The sequence below is a fragment of the Cupriavidus nantongensis genome (assembly GCF_041726985.1).
In the GTDB taxonomy this organism is placed as follows: domain Bacteria; phylum Pseudomonadota; class Gammaproteobacteria; order Burkholderiales; family Burkholderiaceae; genus Cupriavidus; species Cupriavidus nantongensis_A.
Window position 1 is genome coordinate 449,207 of sequence record NZ_CP168302.1, and the last position, 19,696, is coordinate 468,902.

Consider the following 19,696-nt stretch of genomic DNA (forward strand, 5'->3'; position numbering starts at 1 on the left):
GAGCCGCCATTGATGTTCTTCTCCGCGCGCCCTTTCCGCTATTCGTTGTCGACCCTGCTGGCAAGCGCACTGCTTGCGCTGGCGCCGCTGGGGGCCACGGCAGCACCCGCCTCATCCGCCGCGCCGGCCGCCACCGCCGCGTTCGGCGTCGACCAGCTGATGTCCACGCTGGCGCAGCGCAAGTCGGGGCGCGTGCTGTTTACCGAGACCAAGTACCTGGCGCTGCTCGACAAGCCGGTGCAGTCGTCGGGCGAACTGCGCTTCACCGCGCCCGACCACCTGGAAAAGCGCACGCTCTCGCCCAAGGCGGAAAACCTGCTGCTGGACGGCGACATGCTGACAGTCGAGCGCGACGGCAAGCGCTACACCATGCCGCTGCAGAACTACCCCGAGATCGCCGCGTTTATCGAGAGCATCCGCGCCACGCTGGCGGGCAACCGCGATGCGCTGGAGCGCTACTACAAGCTTGGCGTCGAGGGTCGTGCCAGCCGCTGGACGCTGACGCTGACGCCGGCCGACTCGCGCATGGCCGCGGCCGTCAGCCAGGTGCGCATCGACGGCCGGCAGGATGTGCTGGACCAGGTCGAGATCCGGCAGGCCGACGGTGACCGCTCGGTGATGAAGATCCGGCCGGCCGCCAACCGATGAGCGCGGCACCGCGCCGCCTGGCGCTGGCGTTGTGGGTGCTGGCACTGCTGGCCTGCGCCGCGGTCGTCAGCCGCACCAGCTTCACCGCCGACCTGTCCGCCTTCCTGCCGCGGCTGCCCAGCGCCGAACAGCAGTTGCTGGTGAACCAGCTGCGCGACGGGCTGGTATCGCGCCTGATCCTGGTCGGCATCGAAGGCGGCGATGCCGATGGCCGCGCCAGGGTCTCGCGCGCGATGGCGGCGCAACTGCGTAGCGACCCACGCTTCGCCTCGGTACAGAACGGCGAGCCGGTCAACCAGTCGGCGGACCGCGAATACGTGTTCGCGCACCGCTACCTGCTCAGCCCCGCGGTCACGCCGGAGCGGTTCAGCGAACACGGGCTGGCCCAGGCGGTCAATGATTCGTTCGCGCTGCTGGCCTCTTCCGCCGGGCTCTTCACCAAGTCGTTGCTGCCGCGCGATCCCACCGGCGAAGTCGCGGCGATGCTGGCGCAGCTCGATGCCGGCCAGCGCGTGCCGATGCATGCGGGCGCGTGGGCCTCGCGCGACGGCAAGCGCGCGCTGCTGCTGGCGCAGACCGCCGGCGCTGGCTCGGATACCGACGCGCAGGCAGAGGCGATGGCGGCCGTGCAGCAAGCCTTTGCCAGCGCCGCCGCGAACGGCCCCTACCAGCTGGTGATGACGGGCCCGGGCGTGTTCTCGGTCAAGGCGCGCGACACCATCCGGCATGATGTCGAGCGGCTCTCGACCATCGGGCTGGCCATCATCGTCACGCTGCTGCTGGCGGTGTACCGCTCGGTGCCGCTGCTGGTGCTTGGGCTGGTGCCCGTGCTCAGCGGCGCGCTGGCAGGCATCGCCGCGGTCAGCCTGGGCTTCGGCGGCGCGGTGCATGGCCTGACGCTGGGCTTCGGCACCACGCTGATCGGCGAGGCGGTCGACTATTCGATCTACCTGTTCGTGCAGTCTGCGCAGTACACCCGCAATGGCCGGCGCGACGAACGCGCCTGGCTGGGCGGCTTCTGGCCCACGGTGCGCCTGGGGGTGCTGACTTCGGTGTGCGGCTTCGCATCGCTGCTGCTGTCGGGCTTCCCGGGGTTGGCGCAGCTGGGCCTGTATTCGATCGCGGGGCTTGTCACCGCCGCGCTGGTCACGCGCTTCGTGCTGCCGCAGCTGGTGCCGGCCACGCTGCAGCTGCGCGATGTCGCACCGCTCGGCCGCAAGCTGCAATGGCTGTCCGAGCGCGCACCCCGGCTGCGCTGGCTGGTGCTGCTGCTGGTAGTGGGCGCCTGCGTGGTGCTGGTCCAGCATCGCGGCACGCTGTGGGGCCGGGAACTGCAGGCGCTGAGCCCGGTATCGTCCAGCGACCAGGCGCTGGATACCTCGCTGCGCGAAAACCTGGGCGCACCGGACGTGCGTTACCTGGTGGTGGTGTCGGGGCCGGACCAGGAATCCGTGCTGCAGGGTGCGGAACGCGTGGCGCATGAACTGGAACCGCTGGTGGCGCAGAACTTTATCGGCGGCTACGAGAGCCCGGCGCGCTACCTGCCCAGCGCCGCGACTCAGCGCGAGCGCCAGGCCAGCCTGCCGCCCCCTGATGTGCTGGCGCAGCGGCTGCATGCCGCGATCGCCGCGCAGCCGGTGCGCGCATCGGTGTTCGCGCCCTTCCTGGCGCAGGCCGAAGCGGCCCGCACCGGGCCCCTGCTGCAGCGCGAGAGCCTGCGCGGCACCTCGATGGCACTGGCGGTCGATGCCCTGCTGGTGCAGCGCGATGGCCGCTGGAGCGCCACGCTGCCCCTGCGCGCGCCGGTGCATGCCCCAGACCATGCCAGCGCCGCCGACGGCGTCGACAGCGCCGCGGTGCGTGCCGCGATCCAGCGGGCGGGCGTGCCCGATACCCTGTTCGTCGACCTGAAGGGCGAATCCGACCGGCTCTATGCCAGCTACCTGCGCGAGGCCCTGCTGCTGTCGCTGGCCGGACTGCTGGCGATCATCGCCCTGCTGGCGCTGGCGCTGCGCTCGCCGCGGCGGGTGCTGGCGACGGTACTGCCGCTGGCCGCCGCCGCGGTGGTAGTGCTGGGCGGACTGGCGGCCCTGGGCCAGCCGCTGACGCTGCTGCACCTGGTGGGCCTGCTGCTGCTGGCAGCGGTCGGCTCCAACTACGCACTATTCTTTAATGGCCCGGCGGCAGACGGCCAGGCGGCTGGCGCTTCGCCCCACACGCTGGTGTCGCTGCTGCTGGCCAACCTGACCACGGTCGCCGCGTTCGGCCTGCTGTCGCTGTCGAGCCTGCCGCTGCTGCAGGCATTCGGCCTGACGGTCGGCCCCGGCGCCGTGCTGGCGCTGTGGTTTTCGGCCATCCTCGCGCCCGCGGTCCCGTCCGCGGCAGCGGGCAAGGCCGGGAGTGCAACATGAAACCGCTATCCGCACCGGGCGTCGCCTTGCCCGGGGGTTCCCCAAGCCGCCCCTGGCGGCCCACCCCGCTGCTTTATGGCGCGGCTGCGGTGCATGTAGGCGCGGTCGGCGCGATGCTGGCTTACCCGCAGGGCGTGGGCTGGGCCGTGGCCGGGATCGGCGCGACCCATGCGGCGATGTGCGCGGCCGGCCTGTGGCCGCGCAGCACCTGGCTCGGTCCCAACCTGCTGCGCCTGCCGCCATCGGCGGAGGGCTGCGTGGCGCTGACCTTCGACGATGGCCCCAACCCGGACCTGACGCCGCGGGTGCTCGACCTGCTGGACCAGCACGGCGCCAGCGCGACGTTTTTCTGCATCGGCGAGCGCGCCGCGGCGCATCCCGAACTGGTGCGCGAGATCGTGCGCCGCGGCCATGCCGTGGAAAACCACAGCATGTACCACCGGCTGCACTTCTCCACGTTCGGGCCAGGCCGCATGCAGCGCGACATCGCCGCCGCGCAGCAGGTGCTGACGGAACTCACCGGCCAGGCGCCGCGCTTCTTCCGCGCCCCGGCGGGCCTGCGCAATCCCTTCCTGGAGCCGGTGCTGTGCCGGCTTGGGCTGCAACTGGCGGCCTGGACCCGGCGCGGCTTCGATACCCTCGACGGTAACCACGCCGCCCGCGTGGCGCAGTGTCTTGCCGGCAGGCTGGCCGGGCGCGACATCCTGCTGCTGCACGACGGCAACCCCGGCCTGGACCCGGCCGGCCACCCCCACTGCATCACCGTGCTGCCGGGCCTGCTGGCCGCGATCGAGCGGGCCGGGCTGCGCTGCGTGACGCTGCGCGCCGCGGTGCCGCCGGGCTGAGCCGGCGCGGCTTGTTACAATTGGCGCTGCCTTCCGAGATTCCTTCCATTCGCCTCACCGAAGCTGTGTCCCCGCTCCTGTTCTCGCATTTCACGGCCACCAGCTGCCTCGGCGCCGGCCTCGACGCCACGCTGGCGGCGCTGCGCGCGCAGCGCGCCGGCCTGGCGCCCTGCCGCTTCGGCGACGTCGCCCTCGATACCTATGTCGGCGAAGTCGCCGGCCTCGACGCCGTCACGCTGCCGGCAGCGCTGGCCGAGTTCGACTGCCGCAACAACCGGCTGGCGCAGCTGGCGCTCGAGCAGGATGACTTTGCTGCACGCGTGCGCGAGGCGGCGGCGCGCTACGGCGCCCACCGCATCGGTGTCTTTCTCGGCACCAGCACCGCGGGCGTGCTGCAGACGGAACTGGGCTACCGCCAGCGCGATCCGGCCAGCGGCGCGCTGCCGCCGGACTTCCACTACGGCGGCACGCACAACCCCTACTCGCTGCCGGCGTTCCTGCGGCAGCAGCTGCGCCTGACCGGGCCCGCGGCAGCGGTGTCCTCGGCGTGCTCGTCCGGAGCCAAGGTGTTCAGCTCGGCGCGGCGCATGCTCGAGGCCGGGCTGATCGATGCGGCGGTGGTGGGCGGCGTCGACTCGCTGTGCCACACCACGCTGTACGGCTTCAATGCGCTGGAGTTGCTGTCGCGCCAGCCGTGCCGGCCCTACGACGTGGCCCGCAATGGCATCTCGATCGGCGAGGGCGCGGTGTTCGGCCTGCTCGAACGCGTGACCGGCACAGTGGCGGACGATGCCATCCTGCTCGCAGGCATCGGCGAATCGAGCGACGCCCACCATATGTCGACGCCGCACCCGCAGGGGCTCGGCGCGCGCATGGCGATGGCGCAGGCGCTGGCCGGCGCAGGCATTGCGCCGGAGCAAGTCGGCTACGTCAACCTGCACGGCACCGCCACGCGCAGCAACGACGCCGCCGAAGCGCTGGCCATGGCCGCGGTGCTGCCCGGCACGCCATGCAGCTCGACCAAGGGCGCCACCGGCCATGCGCTGGGCGCGGCCGGCGCGCTCGAGGCGGTGATCTGCGCACTGGCGCTGCGCCACGGCCTGGTGCCGGCCGGCATCAACACCACGCAGCCGGATCCCGCGCTCGACGTGAACTACCAGCTCGCCAATCAGGACGCCGACTTGCGCTACGCGATGAGCAATGCGTTCGGTTTCGGTGGATCCAACTGCAGCCTGCTGTTCGCCCGCGCGGACGCGGTTGCTCACTGAGCCCGCGCCATGCCCCAGCCCGTCTATCTCGAAAGCATCGGCCTGCTCGGCCCCGGCCTGGGCGGCTGGCAGCAAGCCAGTGCCGTGCTCGCCGGGCGCGTGCCCTACGCGCACGCGGCCACCGAGCTGCCGCTGCCGTCGGGCCTGCCACCGGCCGAGCGACGCCGCACCGGACCCACGGTCCGGCTGGCGCTGGGCGTCGGCCAGCAGGCGGTGGCCGCGAGCGGCTGCGATGCCGCGCAACTGCCCACGATCTTTACTTCGTCCAGCAGCGATGGCCACAACTTCCATGCCATCTGTGAAGCGCTGGCGCAGCCGGAGCCGCTGATGTCGCCCACGCGCTTCCACAACTCCGTGCACAACGCGACCGCCGGCTACTGGTCGATCGCCGCCGGCGCGATGCGCGCCTCCAACGTGCTGTGCGCGATGGACGGCAGCTTTGGCGCGGGGCTGCTGGAAGGCGTACTGCAGGCCAGCGCCGATGCCGAGCCCTGCCTGCTGATTGCCTATGACACCGGCTATCCGGAGCCGCTGCACAGCTGCCGGCCGATTCCCGATCCGTTCGGCGTGGCCTTGCTGCTCACGCCGCAACCGAGCCCGCGCTCGCTGGCGCGCATCGCCGTGGCGCTGACACAGGCGCCGGCCACCGTGATGCCGGACGCCGCGCTGGAAGCGCTGCGCCAGTCGGCCCCGGCCGCGCGCGTGCTGCCGCTGCTGGCCGCGATCGCTCGCGGCGAGAGCGGCACGGTGGTACTGGATTATCTGGACACGCTGCGGATCGAAGCCGAAGTCACCAGCCTCGGCAGCCAGGCCCATGCCTGAAGCGATCAAGGACCGCGCCTGGATCGCGGCGCGCATTCCGCACCAGGGCAGCATGTGCCTGCTCGACGGCGTGGTGGCGTGGGACGCGGCATCGATCCGCTGCACGGCAACCAGCCACACGCATGCGGAGAATCCGCTGCGCGCGCAGGACCGGCTGGCAGCGGTGTGCGGGATCGAATATGCCGCGCAGGCCATGGCCGTGCATGGCGCCCTGCTGGCCGAGGCCGCGCAGGCAGGCGGCGCGCCGCAGCGCCCGCGCACGGGCTATCTTGCGAGCGTGCGCAAGCTGGTGCTGCAGGTGGAACGGCTCGACGACATCGCGGCGCCGCTGGAAGTCTCGGCGGAGCGCATCAGCGGCGAAGGTGCCACCGTGCTCTACGCTTTCGCCGTCAGCGCCGCGGAACGTATGCTGCTGTCGGGCCGCGCGGCAGTCATCCTGGATGCCGCCGCACTTGGCGCTGACGCCGGCTAAAGCCTGCCGGCCAGCGCCCTCGCTTCAACGTGCCGGCAGGATCTTGCCCGACACCGTACCGAAGCCGACGCGATAGCCGTCACCCTGGCAGTAACCGGTCATGATCACCTCGTCGCCGTCTTGCAGGAAGCTGCGCTGGCTGCCATCGGCCAGCGTCAGCGGCTCGGCGCCATTGCGGGTCAGCTCGAGCAGGCTGCCGTAAGAGTCCGGCGTGGTGCCGCTGATCGTGCCCGAGCCCATCAGGTCGCCCACGCGCACGTTGCAGCCCGACACGGTGTGGTGCGCCAGCTGCTGTGCCATGGTCCAGTACATCGCCTTGAAGTTGGTGCGGCAGATGGTGCTGGGGGCCGCCGCGCCGGCGGGCTGCAGCGCGACTTCCAGCGCGATGTCGTAGGCGTTCTTGCCCTGCTGCTGCAGGTAGGGCAGCGGCTCGGGCGATTGCGCGGGATTGTCGCGGCGGAACGGCTCGAGCGCTTCCATGGTGACCACCCACGGCGAGATCGAGGTACCGAAGCCCTTGCTGTTGAAGGGCCCCAGCGGCACGTATTCCCATTGCTGGATATCGCGCGCGCTCCAGTCGTTGAGCAGCACCATGCCGAACATATGCGCCGGCGCGTCGGCGGTGCTGACCGGCTCGCCCAGGGCCGAGGGCTTGCCGACGATAAAGCCCATCTCCAGTTCGAAATCCAGTTTGCGGCAGGCGCTGAAAACCGGGCGCGCCTCGTTCGGCAGCTTGATCTGGCCGTTGGGGCGATGCAGCGGCGTGCCGCTCACCACCACCGAGCTGGCGCGGCCGTTGTAGCCGATCGGGATTTCCAGCCAGTTCGGCAGCAGCGCATTGTCCGGATCGCGGAACATGCGGCCGACGTTGGTGGCGTGTTCCTTCGACGAATAGAAGTCCGTGTAACCCGGGATCTCGACCGGCAGGTGCAGGGTCGCGGCCGACATCGGCACCAGCGCCTGGCCGCGCAAGGCGGCGTTGTCGCGCAACGCGGCGTCCGCACCCGACAGCAGCGCCGTCAGGCGCCGGCGCGTTTCGCTCCAGACCGGCTGGCCCAGCGCGATGAAGCGATTGAGGCTGGCCGCGGCAAAGGTGCCCCGGGCCGCTTCTGGCAGCAGGCCGGCCTGGTCCAGAACGTGGAGGTCCACGACCTGGTCACCGATGGCGACGCCGACACGGGGCGCCTGGCCTTGGGTGGAAAACACGCCGTAGGGCAGGTTTTGCAGCGAAAAATGGGTGTTGCCGTCGTTGGCGCTGTCGATCCAGCTGGTTTGGGGGGCGGTCATCGGGTGCTCCGGGATTTAGCGGGTGTTCGGGTTGAAATGCTTCTTCAGCCCCTGCCAGCAGGTGTAGTACTCCTGCTGCAGCGACGCCGACTGCGCGGCGTACGGCGTCGGGCGGATCACGCCCGGGGTTTCGAACATGAACGCCATGGTGTTTTCGATGTGGTGCGGCGTCGAGGTGTCGGCGACGCTGGCCTTCTCGAAGGTTTCCGCATCCGGGCCATGGCCGCTCATGCAGTTGTGCAGGCTGGCACCGCCGGGCGCGAAGCCTTCGGCCTTGGCGTCATAGACGCCCGAGATCAGGCCCATGAACTCGCTGGCGATATTGCGGTGGAACCAGGGCGGGCGGAACGAGTCCTGCATGGCCAGCCAGCGCGGCCCGAAGATGACGAAGTCGATGGTGTCGACGCCCGGCGTGTCCGACGGCGACTGCAGCACCAGGAAGATCGACGGGTCCGGATGGTCGTAGCTGATCGAGCCGATGGTGTTGAAGCGGCGCAGGTCGTACTTGTACGGCGCGTAGTTGCCATGCCAGGCCACCACGTCGAGCGGCGAGTGGCCGATGTCGGCGCGCCACAGGTTGCCCTGGAACTTGGCCACCAGTTCGAACGCGCCTTCGCGGTCTTCGTAGCTGGCCACCGGTGTCAGGAAGTCACGCGGATTGGCCAGGCCGTTCGAGCCGATCACGCCCAGGTCGGGCAGCCGGAACAGCGCACCGTAGTTCTCGCAGATATAGCCGCGCGCCTCGCTGTCGGGCAGCTCCACGCGGAAACGCACGCCGCGCGGGATCACCACGATCTCATGCGGCTCGACTTCCAGGCGGCCGAGTTCCGTCACCATCAGCAGCCGGCCCTGCTGCGGCACGATCAGCATCTCGCCGTCGGCGTTGTAGAAGAAGCGGTCCTGCATCGAGCGGTTGGCCAGGTACAGGTGGATGCCGCAGCCGGTCATCGCCTCCGGGCCGCCATTGCCGGCCATGGTGACGATGCCATCGACAAAGTCGGTCGGCACGGACGGCATCGCCGGCGGGCTCCAGCGCATCTGGTTCGGCGACGGCGGCACCTGGTCGAAGCGGCTCAGGAAACGCGATTGTTCGATCAGCGTGAAGGGCTTGTGCATTGCCGCCGGGCGGATGCGGTACAGCCACGAGCGGCGGTTGTGTGCGCGCGGCGCGGTGAACGCCGTGCCCGACAACTGCTCGGCATACAGGCCATAGGGCGCGCGCTGGGGCGAGTTCTGGCCCACCGGCAGCGCGCCGGGCAGTGCCTCGGTGGCGAATTCGTTGGCGAAGCCCGACATATAGCCGCGCTCGGCAAGCTGGGTATGCGTGAGGTCCATGGTGTTGTTTGCGTCTCCGGTGGGTCCATCAGCGCAGCGCTGGCCGCACGGCGCTTGAATTACGTATTGTGCAATGAATTTACCATATCGTAATCACCGGGAGCGGACGTGTCAAACCGCGGATGCGCACGGGCAGCACGCGCCGCTCTTGCAGTTGTAGGCGGCGAACCGCGAAATTGGGAGGATGCCGCCGGCGGGCGCCGGAGCGGCAGAAAGACGGGAAGGCTTGAAAGCGCCGGCTCAGGCAGTCAGACCTGCGGCGTCATGGCTGTCCGGTGCCAGAAACGGCTCTCGGGACAAAAGCGGCTCGGCGCGCGCCGGAGGGCACGCGCCGCTTGCGGAGGGTGGCCTGGAGGCCCGCTGCCGGACCGGCCTGCACAAGCATGCGACCGGCCAGGCAGAAGGCGGATCAGACCGGTTTGTGGCCCTCGCCGGAGCCGGGGCCGAAACCGCCGCCGGAGGCCGGTGTCGCGGCCGGTGCCGGCGCGCTGCCAGCGGGCTGGCCGGCCATCGAGGCAGCGGTCACGCCGCCGTTGCGGCTGGCAATGAAAGCGTTGACGTCAGCGGCAAGGTGCTGCGGCGCCAGCACCACTTCAAGGCCCAGCGCCTCGCAGGCCGCCAGGAAGGTCGACATGCGGGGGTCGGCCTGGCCTGATTCTGCCCGGAGGTAGGCCTCCCGGGAAATGCCCGCCTTGCGGGCAACGTCCTCCTGCTTGAGCTTGCGCGCGCGGCGCAGCGCCCGCAGTTGCCGGAACGGTTCGCTAGCGCCTCTCGGCACGGCTGTACTGTTCATGTCGGTCTCCAGTCACCAGTGAAAAAAAGTGCGCGGACGTGCATTCGAGTATAGAGCACGCAAAGCGTTCCGTATGTAACCGCCGAAACACTTTGTGCAGATTTCTTGCTGGCCCGTCATCTTGCGCCGGCATCTACCGAAAGGCGTCCATCCAAGCGTCCGAGAGAGCACAACGCCTTCGCGCCGCCTTGACAGTAACGGGCGCTCCGAATTTGCGTTGACGTCACATGCATAGCTGTATGACGTTATGGCCTCCCGAGCACAACAACGCAAGTCGGGGCAACTACCATGCATCCGGTTTCGTTGACAAACCGACCGGTCGTGCTATTCTTCGTTGCATGCAGAAAGGACACCTCACCCGCAAAGCCATCATCGAGCAGGCGCTGGACGCCGCCGCCAAGGTCGGCTTCGAGCAGTTGTCGCTGGCGACGCTGGCCGCCGACACCAATATGTCCAAGAGCGGCCTGTACGCGCACTTCAAGTCCAAGGAGATGCTGCAGCAGGCAGTGCTGGACCTGGCGGTGGAGCGTTTTGGCGACATCGTGATCCGGCCGGCGATGCGCCAGCCACGCGGCATGCCGCGGCTGCAGGCGCTGTTCGAAGGCTACCTGGAATGGCTGGGCGGCACGGTGACGCAGGGACGGTGCCTGTTTACCGCGCTGGGGCAGGAATACCGCGACCGCCCCGGCTCTATCCGCGACCTGGTGGTGCAGTCGCTGAAGGACTGGCACAGCACCATCGCGCGGGTGGTGGGGGACGCCATCGAGGAAGGCCAGTTCGGGCCGCACGTCGACCCGCGCCAGTTCGCCTTCGAACTGTCCGGCATCGGCATGGCCTTCCAGCAGTCGTTCAAGCTGCTGGGCCGGCAGGATGCGGAAGCGATGGCGCGGCACGCCTTCGCGGCCCTGGTCGCGCGCGCCGCGGCAGGCGCGCCTCATCCCGCGGGGACATGACATCGGCGCCGGCGCTATCCCGCCGGCGGGCAGCAAACCGCTCCGGCGGGCTTTTTTTGTACCGAAAAAAGCACGACTGGTCGGTCTTTAAAGAAGCGCGAGACGCCTCCGGCCAGCCCGGTTCCGATGACGCCGCGCAATCCAGAATCCATTGGAGGTGCAGGTCGTGACGCAAGCAGTCTCTTCTCCTTCCCCAGTTTCCCCTTCTCCCGCCGTGGCGGCGGCGGCATTGCGCACCACCGATGCCTCGCCTCCAGTCAGCCGCGACGGCACCGTGCGGCGTGCCCTGCTGGGCCTGCAGCGCTTGCGCTGGCAAGCCGGCAGCTTGCTGATGCCTGCGGCGACGGCACGCCGGCTCGAGCGCATCTGGTTCTGCCCGCCGCGCGCTGCCGCCACGTCCGCCGCCCGGCATGCGCTGGACGCTGCGCGCGCCGACTGGGCCCTGGTGACCGGCCATGGGCCCAGCCGGCGCGTGCGGGTCTACCGCTGGGGCAGCGCCGGTCCGGTGGTGCTGCTCGCCCATGGGTGGGGCGGCCATGCAGGACAGTGGCATGCGGTGATCGACGGGCTGCTGGCGGCGGGCATGCGCGTCGTCGCCTTCGATGCGTTGTCGCACGGCGCATCCGATGCCGGCGCGCGCGGCGCCGCGCAGACTTCGGTGCTTGAGATGTCGCGCTCGTTGCTGGCGGCAGCGTGGCATGCCGGTCCGATCCATGCCGTGGTAGCGCATTCCCTCGGCGGTGCGGCGGCGGCGCTGGCGCTGCGCGAAGGCCTGCCGGCACGCGCCGCGGTGCTGCTGGGCGCGCCCGCCGACATGCGCGCGGCATGCGCCGCGCTGGCGTGGCAGCTGGGCGTGGCGCCGGCGGTGCTCGGCCGCATGCAACGCCACAGCGAACGCTGGCTGGGCATGCCGTGGTCAGCCTTCAACGTGCCGGACCTGGGCCGCGACCGCCCGGTGCCGCCGACGCTGGTGATCCATGACCGCGACGACAAGGAAGTGCGCTGGGAAGACGGCGCGGCCATCGCCGGCGCCTGGCCCGGCGCACGGCTGGAGACCACCTCCGACCTCGGCCATCGCCGCATCCTGCGCGATCCCGCGGTAATCCAGCGCATCGCCGAATTCATCCGGCCGCCATCCGGGCCGCGCCAGGTGCCGGTATCCGCCGGCCTGGCCTTGGCCTGAACCAGGAGACCATCATGTACCTGGTAAGCAACGATGTGACTGCCACCCTGCCCGCCCGCAGTTCGCTGCGGCTGGTCGCCGGGCCCGGCGAACGGGTGGCGGTGCGCTGCACCGCCGGCGAGCTGTGGCTGATTCGCGATGGCGATCCCAAGGACACGGCGCTGATGGCAAGCGAATGCTTTACCTTATCCGACGCCGGCCATGTCGAGCTGTATGCGATCACCGCCGCCTCGCTACATGTCACCCGCTGCAAGGCAGCGCCGGACCCGTCTCGCGATGCATGGCGGCAGCGGCTATGGCGCTGGCTTGGCCCGCGCGGCCACGGCTATACCGGCGCCGGGCACTGACCCGAGCCGCTGCTCCGTCTGCCATCCGCCAACGAACCCTGCCAGCTGCCGCGCCCGCGCGTGGATGGATGGGGCTGCATGGCGGTTAATTGCGGAATCGACCTTCGCAATCGTCGATGACCGTGCAGGGGCGCACGCCAGACGAGGCAGAGTTCACCACTACCGCGCGCATGGAACTGGCCTATCGGTTGAGGCGTAGCGCTGTATCAGGACTGATACAAAGTAGGCCGCGCCGCGGTGGCATGCACCGCGGCATTCGCCGCTGCGCGGCGCGCCACGCCGGCTGGCGCGCGATATGCGTCGGTGTGGGGTTGCTCAGGGGCCTTGGCGCTGTGCCGGGACACCCTGGACCACTGCCCCGGCTTGCTGCGATCGGTCGCGTGCGCGCAGCCGGGACGGCGTTCGATCGATCCTTTACCGGAGATCCCGCCATGACCCGCTATATCGTGCTAGCCAGCTTCACCGACCAGGGCATCCGCGCCGTCAAGGACACCACCAAGCGCGCCGCCGCGGTGCGCGAGATGGGTGCGCGCTTCGGGGTGCAGATGAAAGACATTTACTGGACCCTCGGCAAATACGACATCGTGCTGACCGTCGAGGCCCAGGATGACGCCAGCATGACCGCGTTCGGCCTCGCGGTCGGAGCGCTGGGCAACGTGCGCACGCAAACGCTGCGCGCCTTCAACCTCGACGAGATGCAGGAGATCATCGACAAGATGAGCTGAGCCGCCCTGGCACTGCCCTTGTCATGAAGAACGCCCGCCATGGCGCCTGGCGGGCGTTGTCGCTGCGGCTGGCGCGCTCTTTCCGGATATCCGACGGCCTTGTCAGACGGCACCCGATACCTGGGCTGCGGCACAGCGCTGACACTCATACTGCCAACTTCCGGAGAGCGCCATGCCAGGCAAGAATATCCATGTCGTGCCGACCCATAACGGCTGGGCCGTCGAAGCGGAAGGACGCTCCGGCAACCAGCAGCGATTCACCTCGATGGCTCATGCGATTGCTACCGGCACGGAGAAAGCCCGGCGTGCAAAGGTCGAGCTGCTGATCCATGGCAGGGATCACCAGATCATGGAGCGCAACTCATTCGGAAACGGTGACGCCGACGGGTAATTGCGTGGCACCATCGGCATTGTTCCTGGGCCAATCTACTCGCGACAACCCGATGCGCAATTTGAAAGGTTTTTACATCCTTCTGGTCGCCGTCACCATTGCGTTTATCTGGATACTGCTGCCCTTCTACAGCGCGATCCTGTGGGGCACGATACTGGCCATCCTGTTTCATCCCATGCACCGCAAGCTGACGGTGCGATTCCGCAACCGGGAAAATCTCGCAGCGCTGACCACGCTGCTGGTCTGCGTGCTGATGGCCATTGTCCCGGTGTTTCTGATGATTGCCACGCTCGCGCAGGAAGCGGCCTTTGCCTACCAGCAGATCCGGACCGGCAAATGGGACTTCGGGCAATACTTCCAGACCGCCGTGCAGGCCCTGCCGGCTTCGGTCGAGGCCTGGCTGAATGAGATGGGACTTGCCGACGTAGCCGGGTTGCAGGCGAAGCTGACCGAAGGTGCCGCCCGTATCAGCCAGTTCATGGCGGCCCAGGCCGTCGCCATAGGCCAGAACACGCTGCAATTCGCCGTCGGCCTCGGCGTCATGCTGTACCTGGTGTTTTTCCTGCTGCGGGACGGCGCGGTGATTTCCCATCGCTTCCGCGAGGCCATCCCGCTAAGCGACGCGCACACCCGCCGGCTGGTCGGCCGCTTCACCACCGTGGTCCGCGCCACGGTCAAGGGCAACGTGGTGGTGGCGGCGGTGCAGGGGATACTGGGCGGCCTGATGTTCCTGCTGCTGGGCATCAACGGGGCGCTGCTGTGGGGCACGCTGATGGCGTTCCTGTCGCTGCTGCCGGCCGTTGGCGCCGCGCTGGTATGGGGCCCGGCCGCGATTTATTTCTTGCTGGCAGGCCCGGCCTGGAAAGGCATCGCGCTGATTGCCATCGGTACCCTGGTGATTGGCGCCGTGGACAACGTGCTTCGCCCGATCCTCGTTGGCAAGGACACCAAGTTGCCGGACTGGGTCGTGCTGATCTCGACATTGGGCGGCATGTCGGTGTTTGGCATCAATGGCTTTGTGATAGGTCCGCTGATTGCGGCGCTGTTTATGTCGTGCTGGGATATTTCGGTGATCGAGGATCGCGACGAGACCATGTGAACGGCGATGCCGCCATGTCGCGATATCGTGGTGTTCACTGCGTTGACGACACAACCGGTAATGCGCCGATAAAATCCCTAGAAACAAGAATTATTCTCATTTATTATTCGGCCTTTGCTTTCGCCCCGGGCCGTCATGCTTTTCCGCCGTCTTGCCATACCTGCCGCCGCCAGTTCGCTGCTGCTGCCTGCCGTTGTCTCCCACGCCGCCGAAGAACCCGCCACGCTGCCGTCCGTGACGGTCAGCGCCGCCGCCGACGGCCAGACCGACATCGGTTTCGCCACGCGCCGGGCGGCCGGCGTGACCAAGTCGGACGAAGCCGCGGCCGACGCCGCGCAATCGATCACCGTGATCACGCGCGACCTGCTCGACAGCCAGCAGGCACAGAACCTCAGCGACGCGCTGCAGAATTCGGCCGGCGTGGTCACCAACACCTATGGCCGGCGCGGCTGGGACGACTTCATCATCCGCGGCCAGCGTGCCTCGGAATCGATCTTTGCCGACGGACTGCTGGTCGACACCAACAACCGCGTGGCGCAGGAGCTGTTCGGCGTGGAGCGCGTGGAAGTGCTCAAGGGGCCGGCCTCGATACTGTTCGGCGCAGTGCAGCCCGGCGGCCTGGTCAACATGGTCAGCAAGCGCCCGCGCGCGGAACTGTTCGGCGAACTGGGCCTGACCGTCGGCAACTATGGCTTCCGGCAGATGACGGTCGACGTGGGCACGCCACTGGCCAGGGACAGCAAGGCCGCGTTCCGCCTGAACGGGCTGATGATGAACAGCGACGATCCGACCGATTTTGTCTGGTACCGCAACCGCTGGATCGCGCCGTCGCTGACGCTCGACCTCGGCGCACGCACCGACTTCACCATCCTGGCCAGCCACAACCAGCGCAACTACGTGCGCCAGCAGGGCCTGCCCGTGAATGGCACGCTGGTGCCGAACCGCAATGGCGTGGTGCCGGCCAACCGCTTTATCGGCGAACCGAATGCGCCGTCCTATGACGGCGAGCAGAACCGCATCGGCTACGCGCTGACGCACCGCTTCGACTCCGGCTGGACCCTGAACCAGAACCTGCGCTACCAGACCTCGTCGCTGACCGGCACGCTGGTATCGGCCGGCACCATGGCGCTCAACAGCCAGTCGATGAACCGCAGCGGCACGCAGCAGAACTTTTCGGGCAATTCGTTCGGCGTCGACACCAACGTGCAGCGGACGTTTGCGTTCACGGGGCACGCCCACAGCGTGACCTTCGGCATCGACTACCGGCATACCAGGGAAGACCGCCTGCAGAAGACCTGCCGCGTCGCCGCGCTGAACGTCTACAACCCGGTCTATGGCGCCAGCATCAACTGCCCGTCCGCCTATAACCTGGATGCGACCGATACGCTGGACGCGCTCGGCCTCTATCTGCGCGACCAGGCCCGCCTGGCCGAGCGCTGGACTGTGACCGGCGGCGTGCGCTACGAATCCGCGCGGACCGGCACCACCGACCGGCGGGCATCATCGCGCTTCACCAACGACAGCAACGCCGTCACCGGCAGCGCGGGCGTGATGTACGACCTGACCAACTGGGCGCGGCCTTACGCGAGCTTCGCCACGTCGTTCTTGCCGAACGCCGGCACCGATGCCAGCGGCGCCACCTTCAGGCCCGAGAAGGGCCGCCAGTACGAGGTGGGCGTCAAGTTCGACATGCCGGGCAAGACCGGCCTGCTGACGCTGGCCGCATTCGACCTGACGCGCACCAACGTGCTAAGCAGCGACCCGGTCAATACGGGCTTCAGCGTGGCCGTCGGCGAACAGCGCTCGCGCGGGCTGGAAGTGGAACTGACGCAGGATCTCGGCAACGGCCTCAGCATGTCGGCGGCCTATGCCTATATCGCCAGCGAAGTCACCGAGGACACCACCGCCGCCAACGTCGGCAAGCCGCTGAACAGCGTGCCGCGGCACAGCTTCTCGGTGTGGAGCCAGTATCGCCTGCGCGGCGCGCTGGCCGGCTGGTATGTCGGCGCCGGCGTGCGGGGCGAGAGCGCCAAGCGCGGCTACAGCTTCAACTACACCGTGCCGGGCTATGCCGTGGCCGATCTTGCCGTCGGCTACGTGGCCTCGCACTGGCGCGCGGCATTCAACGTCAAGAACGTGTTCGACAAGATGTACTACGCGGGCGGCCTGAACAACAACGTGCTGCCGGTGGGCAATCCGCGCGTCGCCATGCTCAACGTGACGATGAATTACTGAGGCTGCGGTGGTGTCCCGCCTGCGATGCGAAACACCACCGATCCTTGCGGCTAAGCCGAAGCGGGCTCCAGGATCTGCCCGCCGCCATAGCTGGACTGCACCGGCACCGCTCCGCCCGCCGTCATCCTGATGGCGCAATACTTGAACTCGGGAATCTTGCCGAACGGGTCCAGCGCCGCGTTGGTCAGCTTGTTGATCGCCGCCTCGTAGTAGCAGAACGGCACGAACACGGCGCCGCGCGGCGTGCCTGCATCGGCGCGGGCATAGAGCGTGACCTCGCCGCGCCGCGACGACAGCGTGACCACGCCGCCGGGCGTGCCGCCGAGCGCGTCGAGATCCAGCGGATGCACCAGCGCCACCGGGTCCGGCTCGATCGCATCGAGCACGCCGGCGCGCCGCGTCATGCTGCCGGTATGCCAGTGCTCGAGCTGGCGCCCGGTAATCAGCACCATCGGGTAGTCCGCATCGGGGCGCTCCGCCGCCGGAATGATGTCCGCCGGCACGAACCGGCCGCGGCCGCTGGCGGTCGGGAAGCTGTCGGTGAAGATCACCGGCTCGCCCGGATCGCCCTCTTCCTTGCACGGATACGTCACCGCGTGCTCGCGCTCCAGCCGCTCCCAGGTCACGCCACCGATGCTCGGCATCGCCTGCCGCATCTCGTTGAACACGTCCTCGACGCTGTCGTAGTGCCAGTCCAGACCCAGCTGCGCCGCCATCTGCTGGATGATCCACAGGTCCTGCTGCGCCTGCCCCGGCGGATTCAGCGCCTGCCGGCCGAGCTGCACGGTGCGGTCGGTGTTGGTGAAGGTGCCGGTCTTCTCGGGGAAGGCAGAGGCCGGCAGCACCACGTCGGCCAGGTACGCGGTCTCGGTCAGGAAGATGTCCTGCACCACCAGGTGGTCGAGCGAGGCCAGCGCTTCGCGCGCATGCTCGGCGTCGGGATCGGACATCGCCGGGTTCTCGCCCATGATGTACATGCCTCGCACTTCGCCGCGCTCGATCGCCTGCATCACCTCGACCACGGTCAGGCCGGGCTGGCGGTCCAGCGGCATGCCCCACAGCGCCTCGAAGCTGGCGATCGCCAGCGGATCGTCGACGCGCCGGTAGTCCGGGTACATCATCGGGATCAGGCCCGCGTCGGAAGCGCCCTGCACGTTGTTCTGCCCGCGCAGCGGATGCAGCCCGGTGCCGGGCCGACCGATCTGGCCGGTCATCAGCGCCAGCGCGATCAGGCAGCGCGCGTTGTCGGTGCCGTGCACGTGCTGCGACACGCCCATGCCCCACAGGATCATCGAACTCTTCGCGGTGGCATAGACCCGCGCGACCTCGCGGATGGTTTCGGCGTCGATGCCGCAGATCGGCGCCATCAGCTCGGGGCTGTAGGCGGCCACGTTGCGCTGCAGTTCTTCAAAGCCGATGGTGCGGCTGTCGATGAAGTCCTGGTCGACCAGGCCCTCGTTGACGATCACATGCATCATCGCGTTGAGCAGCGCCACGTCGGCATCGGGCTTGAACTGCAGGAAGCGCCAGGCGAAGCGCGCCAGGTCGGAGCGGCGCGGATCGGCCACGATCAGTTTGGTGCCGTTCTTCACGGCGTTCTTGATCCAGCTGGCCGCGACCGGGTGGTTCACGGTCGGGTTGGCGCCGATCACGATCACCACCTCGGCCTTGTCGACATCCATCACCGGGTTCGACACCGCGCCCGAGCCGATCCCTTCCAGCAGCGCCGCCACCGAGGAGGCATGGCACAGCCGCGTGCAGTGGTCGACGTTGTTGCTGCCGAAGCCGGTGCGCACCAGCTTCTGGAACAGGTAGGCCTCTTCATTGCTGCCCTTGGCCGAACCAAACCCGGCAAGCGCGCGCTTGCCATGGGTGTCGCGGATCTGCGCGAGCTTGCCGCCGGCCAGCGCCAGCGCTTCTTCCCAGCTGGCTTCGCGGAACACGTCCATGACGTGGTCGGGATCCATCACGAAATCGCCCTGCTTCGGCACGCCGTCGCGGCGCACCAGCGGCACCGTCAGCCGCTGCGGATGCTGGACGTAGTCGAAGCCGTAGCGGCCTTTCACGCACAGGCGCTGGTGGTTGGCCGGGCCATCGCGCCCTTCGACGAACAGGATGCGGTTGTCCTTGACGTTGTAGGTGAGCTGGCAACCGACGCCACAGTATGGGCACACCGATTCCACCTGCTTGTCCGGCACCGCCAGCGCGGCATCGCGCGCGGGCATCAGCGCGCCGGTCGGGCACGCCTGCACGCATTCGCCGCAGGCGACGCAGGTGGAGGCGCCCATCGGGTCATCCATGTCGAACACGATGCGCGCATCGTCGCCGCGCAGCGCCAGGCCGATCACGTCGTTGACCTGTTCGTCGCGGCAGGCGCGCAGGCAGCGGGTGCACTGGATGCAGGCATCCAGGTTGACCGCGATGGCCGGATGCGACAGGTCCGCCGCCACGCGTTCGCGCGGGGCGAAGCGGGGCTTGCCGACTTCCAGCCGGGCGGCCCATTGGTCGAGCTCGTTGTTGCGCGTGTATTCCGCTTCCGGCATGTCCGACTGCAGCAGTTCCAGCACCGTGCGCTGGGCACGGCGGGCGCGCTCGGATTCGGTCTGCACCTGCATCCCTGCAGCGGGATAGCGGCAGCAGGACGGCGCCAGCACGCGCTCGCCCTGGATCTCGACCATGCAGGCGCGGCAATTGCCGGCGGGCTCGAGGCCGTCCTTGTAGCACAGGTGCGGCACGTCGAAGCCTTCGCGCTGCGCCACCTTCAGCAGGCTTTCGCCGGGCTGCGCGCTGACTTCACGGCCGTTGAGGGTGAAGGTGACGGCTGGCTCGGCGGATTCGACTAGCGCGCGTTCGGCGCGGGTCAGTGCATTCATGTCTGTCTC

Annotated in this window: 17 protein-coding genes; 13 read left to right on the forward strand and 4 right to left on the reverse strand. The window is 68.6% G+C overall.

Annotated elements, in window-relative coordinates:
- Window positions 1-12: 12 nt before the first annotated feature.
- The 6 genes from ACEI37_RS01825 (at window position 13) to ACEI37_RS01850 (ending at window position 6,466) form a co-directional block, all read left to right on the forward strand.
- Complete coding sequence (locus tag ACEI37_RS01825) at window positions 13-648, forward strand: LolA-related protein (protein ID WP_373377051.1); 636 nt, start codon at window positions 13-15, stop codon at window positions 646-648.
- Window positions 645-3,059, forward strand: coding sequence for an MMPL family transporter (locus tag ACEI37_RS01830; RefSeq protein WP_373377052.1), 2,415 nt, complete (start codon window positions 645-647; stop codon window positions 3,057-3,059). The genes ACEI37_RS01825 and ACEI37_RS01830 overlap by 4 nt, the downstream gene beginning before the upstream one ends.
- On the forward strand, window positions 3,056-3,904 hold the full coding sequence (locus ACEI37_RS01835; RefSeq protein WP_373377053.1) for a polysaccharide deacetylase family protein: 849 nt from the start codon (window positions 3,056-3,058) through the stop codon (window positions 3,902-3,904). The genes ACEI37_RS01830 and ACEI37_RS01835 overlap by 4 nt, the downstream gene beginning before the upstream one ends.
- Before the next feature lie 65 nt (window positions 3,905-3,969).
- On the forward strand, window positions 3,970-5,172 hold the full coding sequence (locus ACEI37_RS01840) for a beta-ketoacyl-[acyl-carrier-protein] synthase family protein (protein ID WP_373377054.1): 1,203 nt from the start codon (window positions 3,970-3,972) through the stop codon (window positions 5,170-5,172).
- 9 nt (window positions 5,173-5,181) lie between these two features.
- The gene (locus ACEI37_RS01845; protein WP_373377055.1) at window positions 5,182-5,994 is read left to right on the forward strand and encodes a beta-ketoacyl synthase chain length factor; all 813 of its coding nucleotides are present in this window, start codon (window positions 5,182-5,184) and stop codon (window positions 5,992-5,994) included.
- Window positions 5,987-6,466, forward strand: coding sequence for a hydroxymyristoyl-ACP dehydratase (locus tag ACEI37_RS01850; protein WP_373377056.1), 480 nt, complete (start codon window positions 5,987-5,989; stop codon window positions 6,464-6,466). Before ACEI37_RS01845 ends, ACEI37_RS01850 begins: the two co-directional genes overlap by 8 nt.
- Window positions 6,467-6,490: 24 nt before the next feature.
- On the opposite strand, the gene fahA is transcribed toward ACEI37_RS01850, so the two are convergent.
- The 3 genes from fahA to ACEI37_RS01865 all read right to left on the reverse strand — a co-directional run bounded on the left by fahA (window position 6,491) and on the right by ACEI37_RS01865 (window position 9,881).
- Window positions 6,491-7,753, reverse strand: a complete 1,263-nt coding sequence (gene fahA, locus ACEI37_RS01855) for a fumarylacetoacetase (protein ID WP_373377057.1) — start codon at window positions 7,751-7,753, stop codon at window positions 6,491-6,493.
- A gap of 15 nt (window positions 7,754-7,768) precedes the next feature.
- A complete protein-coding gene (gene hmgA / locus ACEI37_RS01860) occupies window positions 7,769-9,088 on the reverse strand; it encodes a homogentisate 1,2-dioxygenase (RefSeq protein WP_373377058.1) in 1,320 nt (439 codons plus the stop codon).
- A gap of 409 nt (window positions 9,089-9,497) precedes the next feature.
- Entirely contained in the window at window positions 9,498-9,881 is a 384-nt protein-coding gene (locus tag ACEI37_RS01865; protein ID WP_373377059.1) for a helix-turn-helix domain-containing protein, read from the reverse strand.
- Between the two features lie 338 nt (window positions 9,882-10,219).
- Here ACEI37_RS01865 and ACEI37_RS01870 point away from each other — a divergent pair, with 338 nt between their 5' ends.
- The 7 genes from ACEI37_RS01870 (at window position 10,220) to ACEI37_RS01900 (ending at window position 16,814) form a co-directional block, all read left to right on the forward strand.
- Complete coding sequence (locus ACEI37_RS01870; protein ID WP_373377060.1) at window positions 10,220-10,834, forward strand: TetR/AcrR family transcriptional regulator; 615 nt, start codon at window positions 10,220-10,222, stop codon at window positions 10,832-10,834.
- Window positions 10,835-11,000: 166 nt separating this feature from the next.
- Window positions 11,001-12,017, forward strand: coding sequence for an alpha/beta fold hydrolase (locus tag ACEI37_RS01875; protein WP_373377061.1), 1,017 nt, complete (start codon window positions 11,001-11,003; stop codon window positions 12,015-12,017).
- 14 nt (window positions 12,018-12,031) lie between these two features.
- Complete coding sequence (locus tag ACEI37_RS01880; protein WP_373377062.1) at window positions 12,032-12,364, forward strand: DUF2917 domain-containing protein; 333 nt, start codon at window positions 12,032-12,034, stop codon at window positions 12,362-12,364.
- 431 nt (window positions 12,365-12,795) lie between these two features.
- Window positions 12,796-13,089, forward strand: coding sequence for a GYD domain-containing protein (locus ACEI37_RS01885; protein ID WP_252678164.1), 294 nt, complete (start codon window positions 12,796-12,798; stop codon window positions 13,087-13,089).
- Window positions 13,090-13,261: 172 nt separating this feature from the next.
- Window positions 13,262-13,480 carry a DUF2188 domain-containing protein gene (locus ACEI37_RS01890; protein ID WP_373377063.1) on the forward strand — a complete coding sequence of 73 codons (219 nt, stop codon included), beginning with the start codon at window positions 13,262-13,264 and terminating at the stop codon, window positions 13,478-13,480.
- A gap of 52 nt (window positions 13,481-13,532) precedes the next feature.
- On the forward strand, window positions 13,533-14,579 hold the full coding sequence (locus ACEI37_RS01895) for an AI-2E family transporter (protein WP_373377064.1): 1,047 nt from the start codon (window positions 13,533-13,535) through the stop codon (window positions 14,577-14,579).
- A gap of 135 nt (window positions 14,580-14,714) precedes the next feature.
- Entirely contained in the window at window positions 14,715-16,814 is a 2,100-nt protein-coding gene (locus ACEI37_RS01900) for a TonB-dependent siderophore receptor (protein ID WP_373377065.1), read from the forward strand.
- 50 nt (window positions 16,815-16,864) lie between these two features.
- Here ACEI37_RS01900 and fdhF read toward each other — a convergent pair whose 3' ends face one another.
- Window positions 16,865-19,687, reverse strand: a complete 2,823-nt coding sequence (gene fdhF / locus ACEI37_RS01905; RefSeq protein ID WP_373377066.1) for a formate dehydrogenase subunit alpha — start codon at window positions 19,685-19,687, stop codon at window positions 16,865-16,867.
- Between the last annotated feature and the right edge of the window lie 9 nt (window positions 19,688-19,696).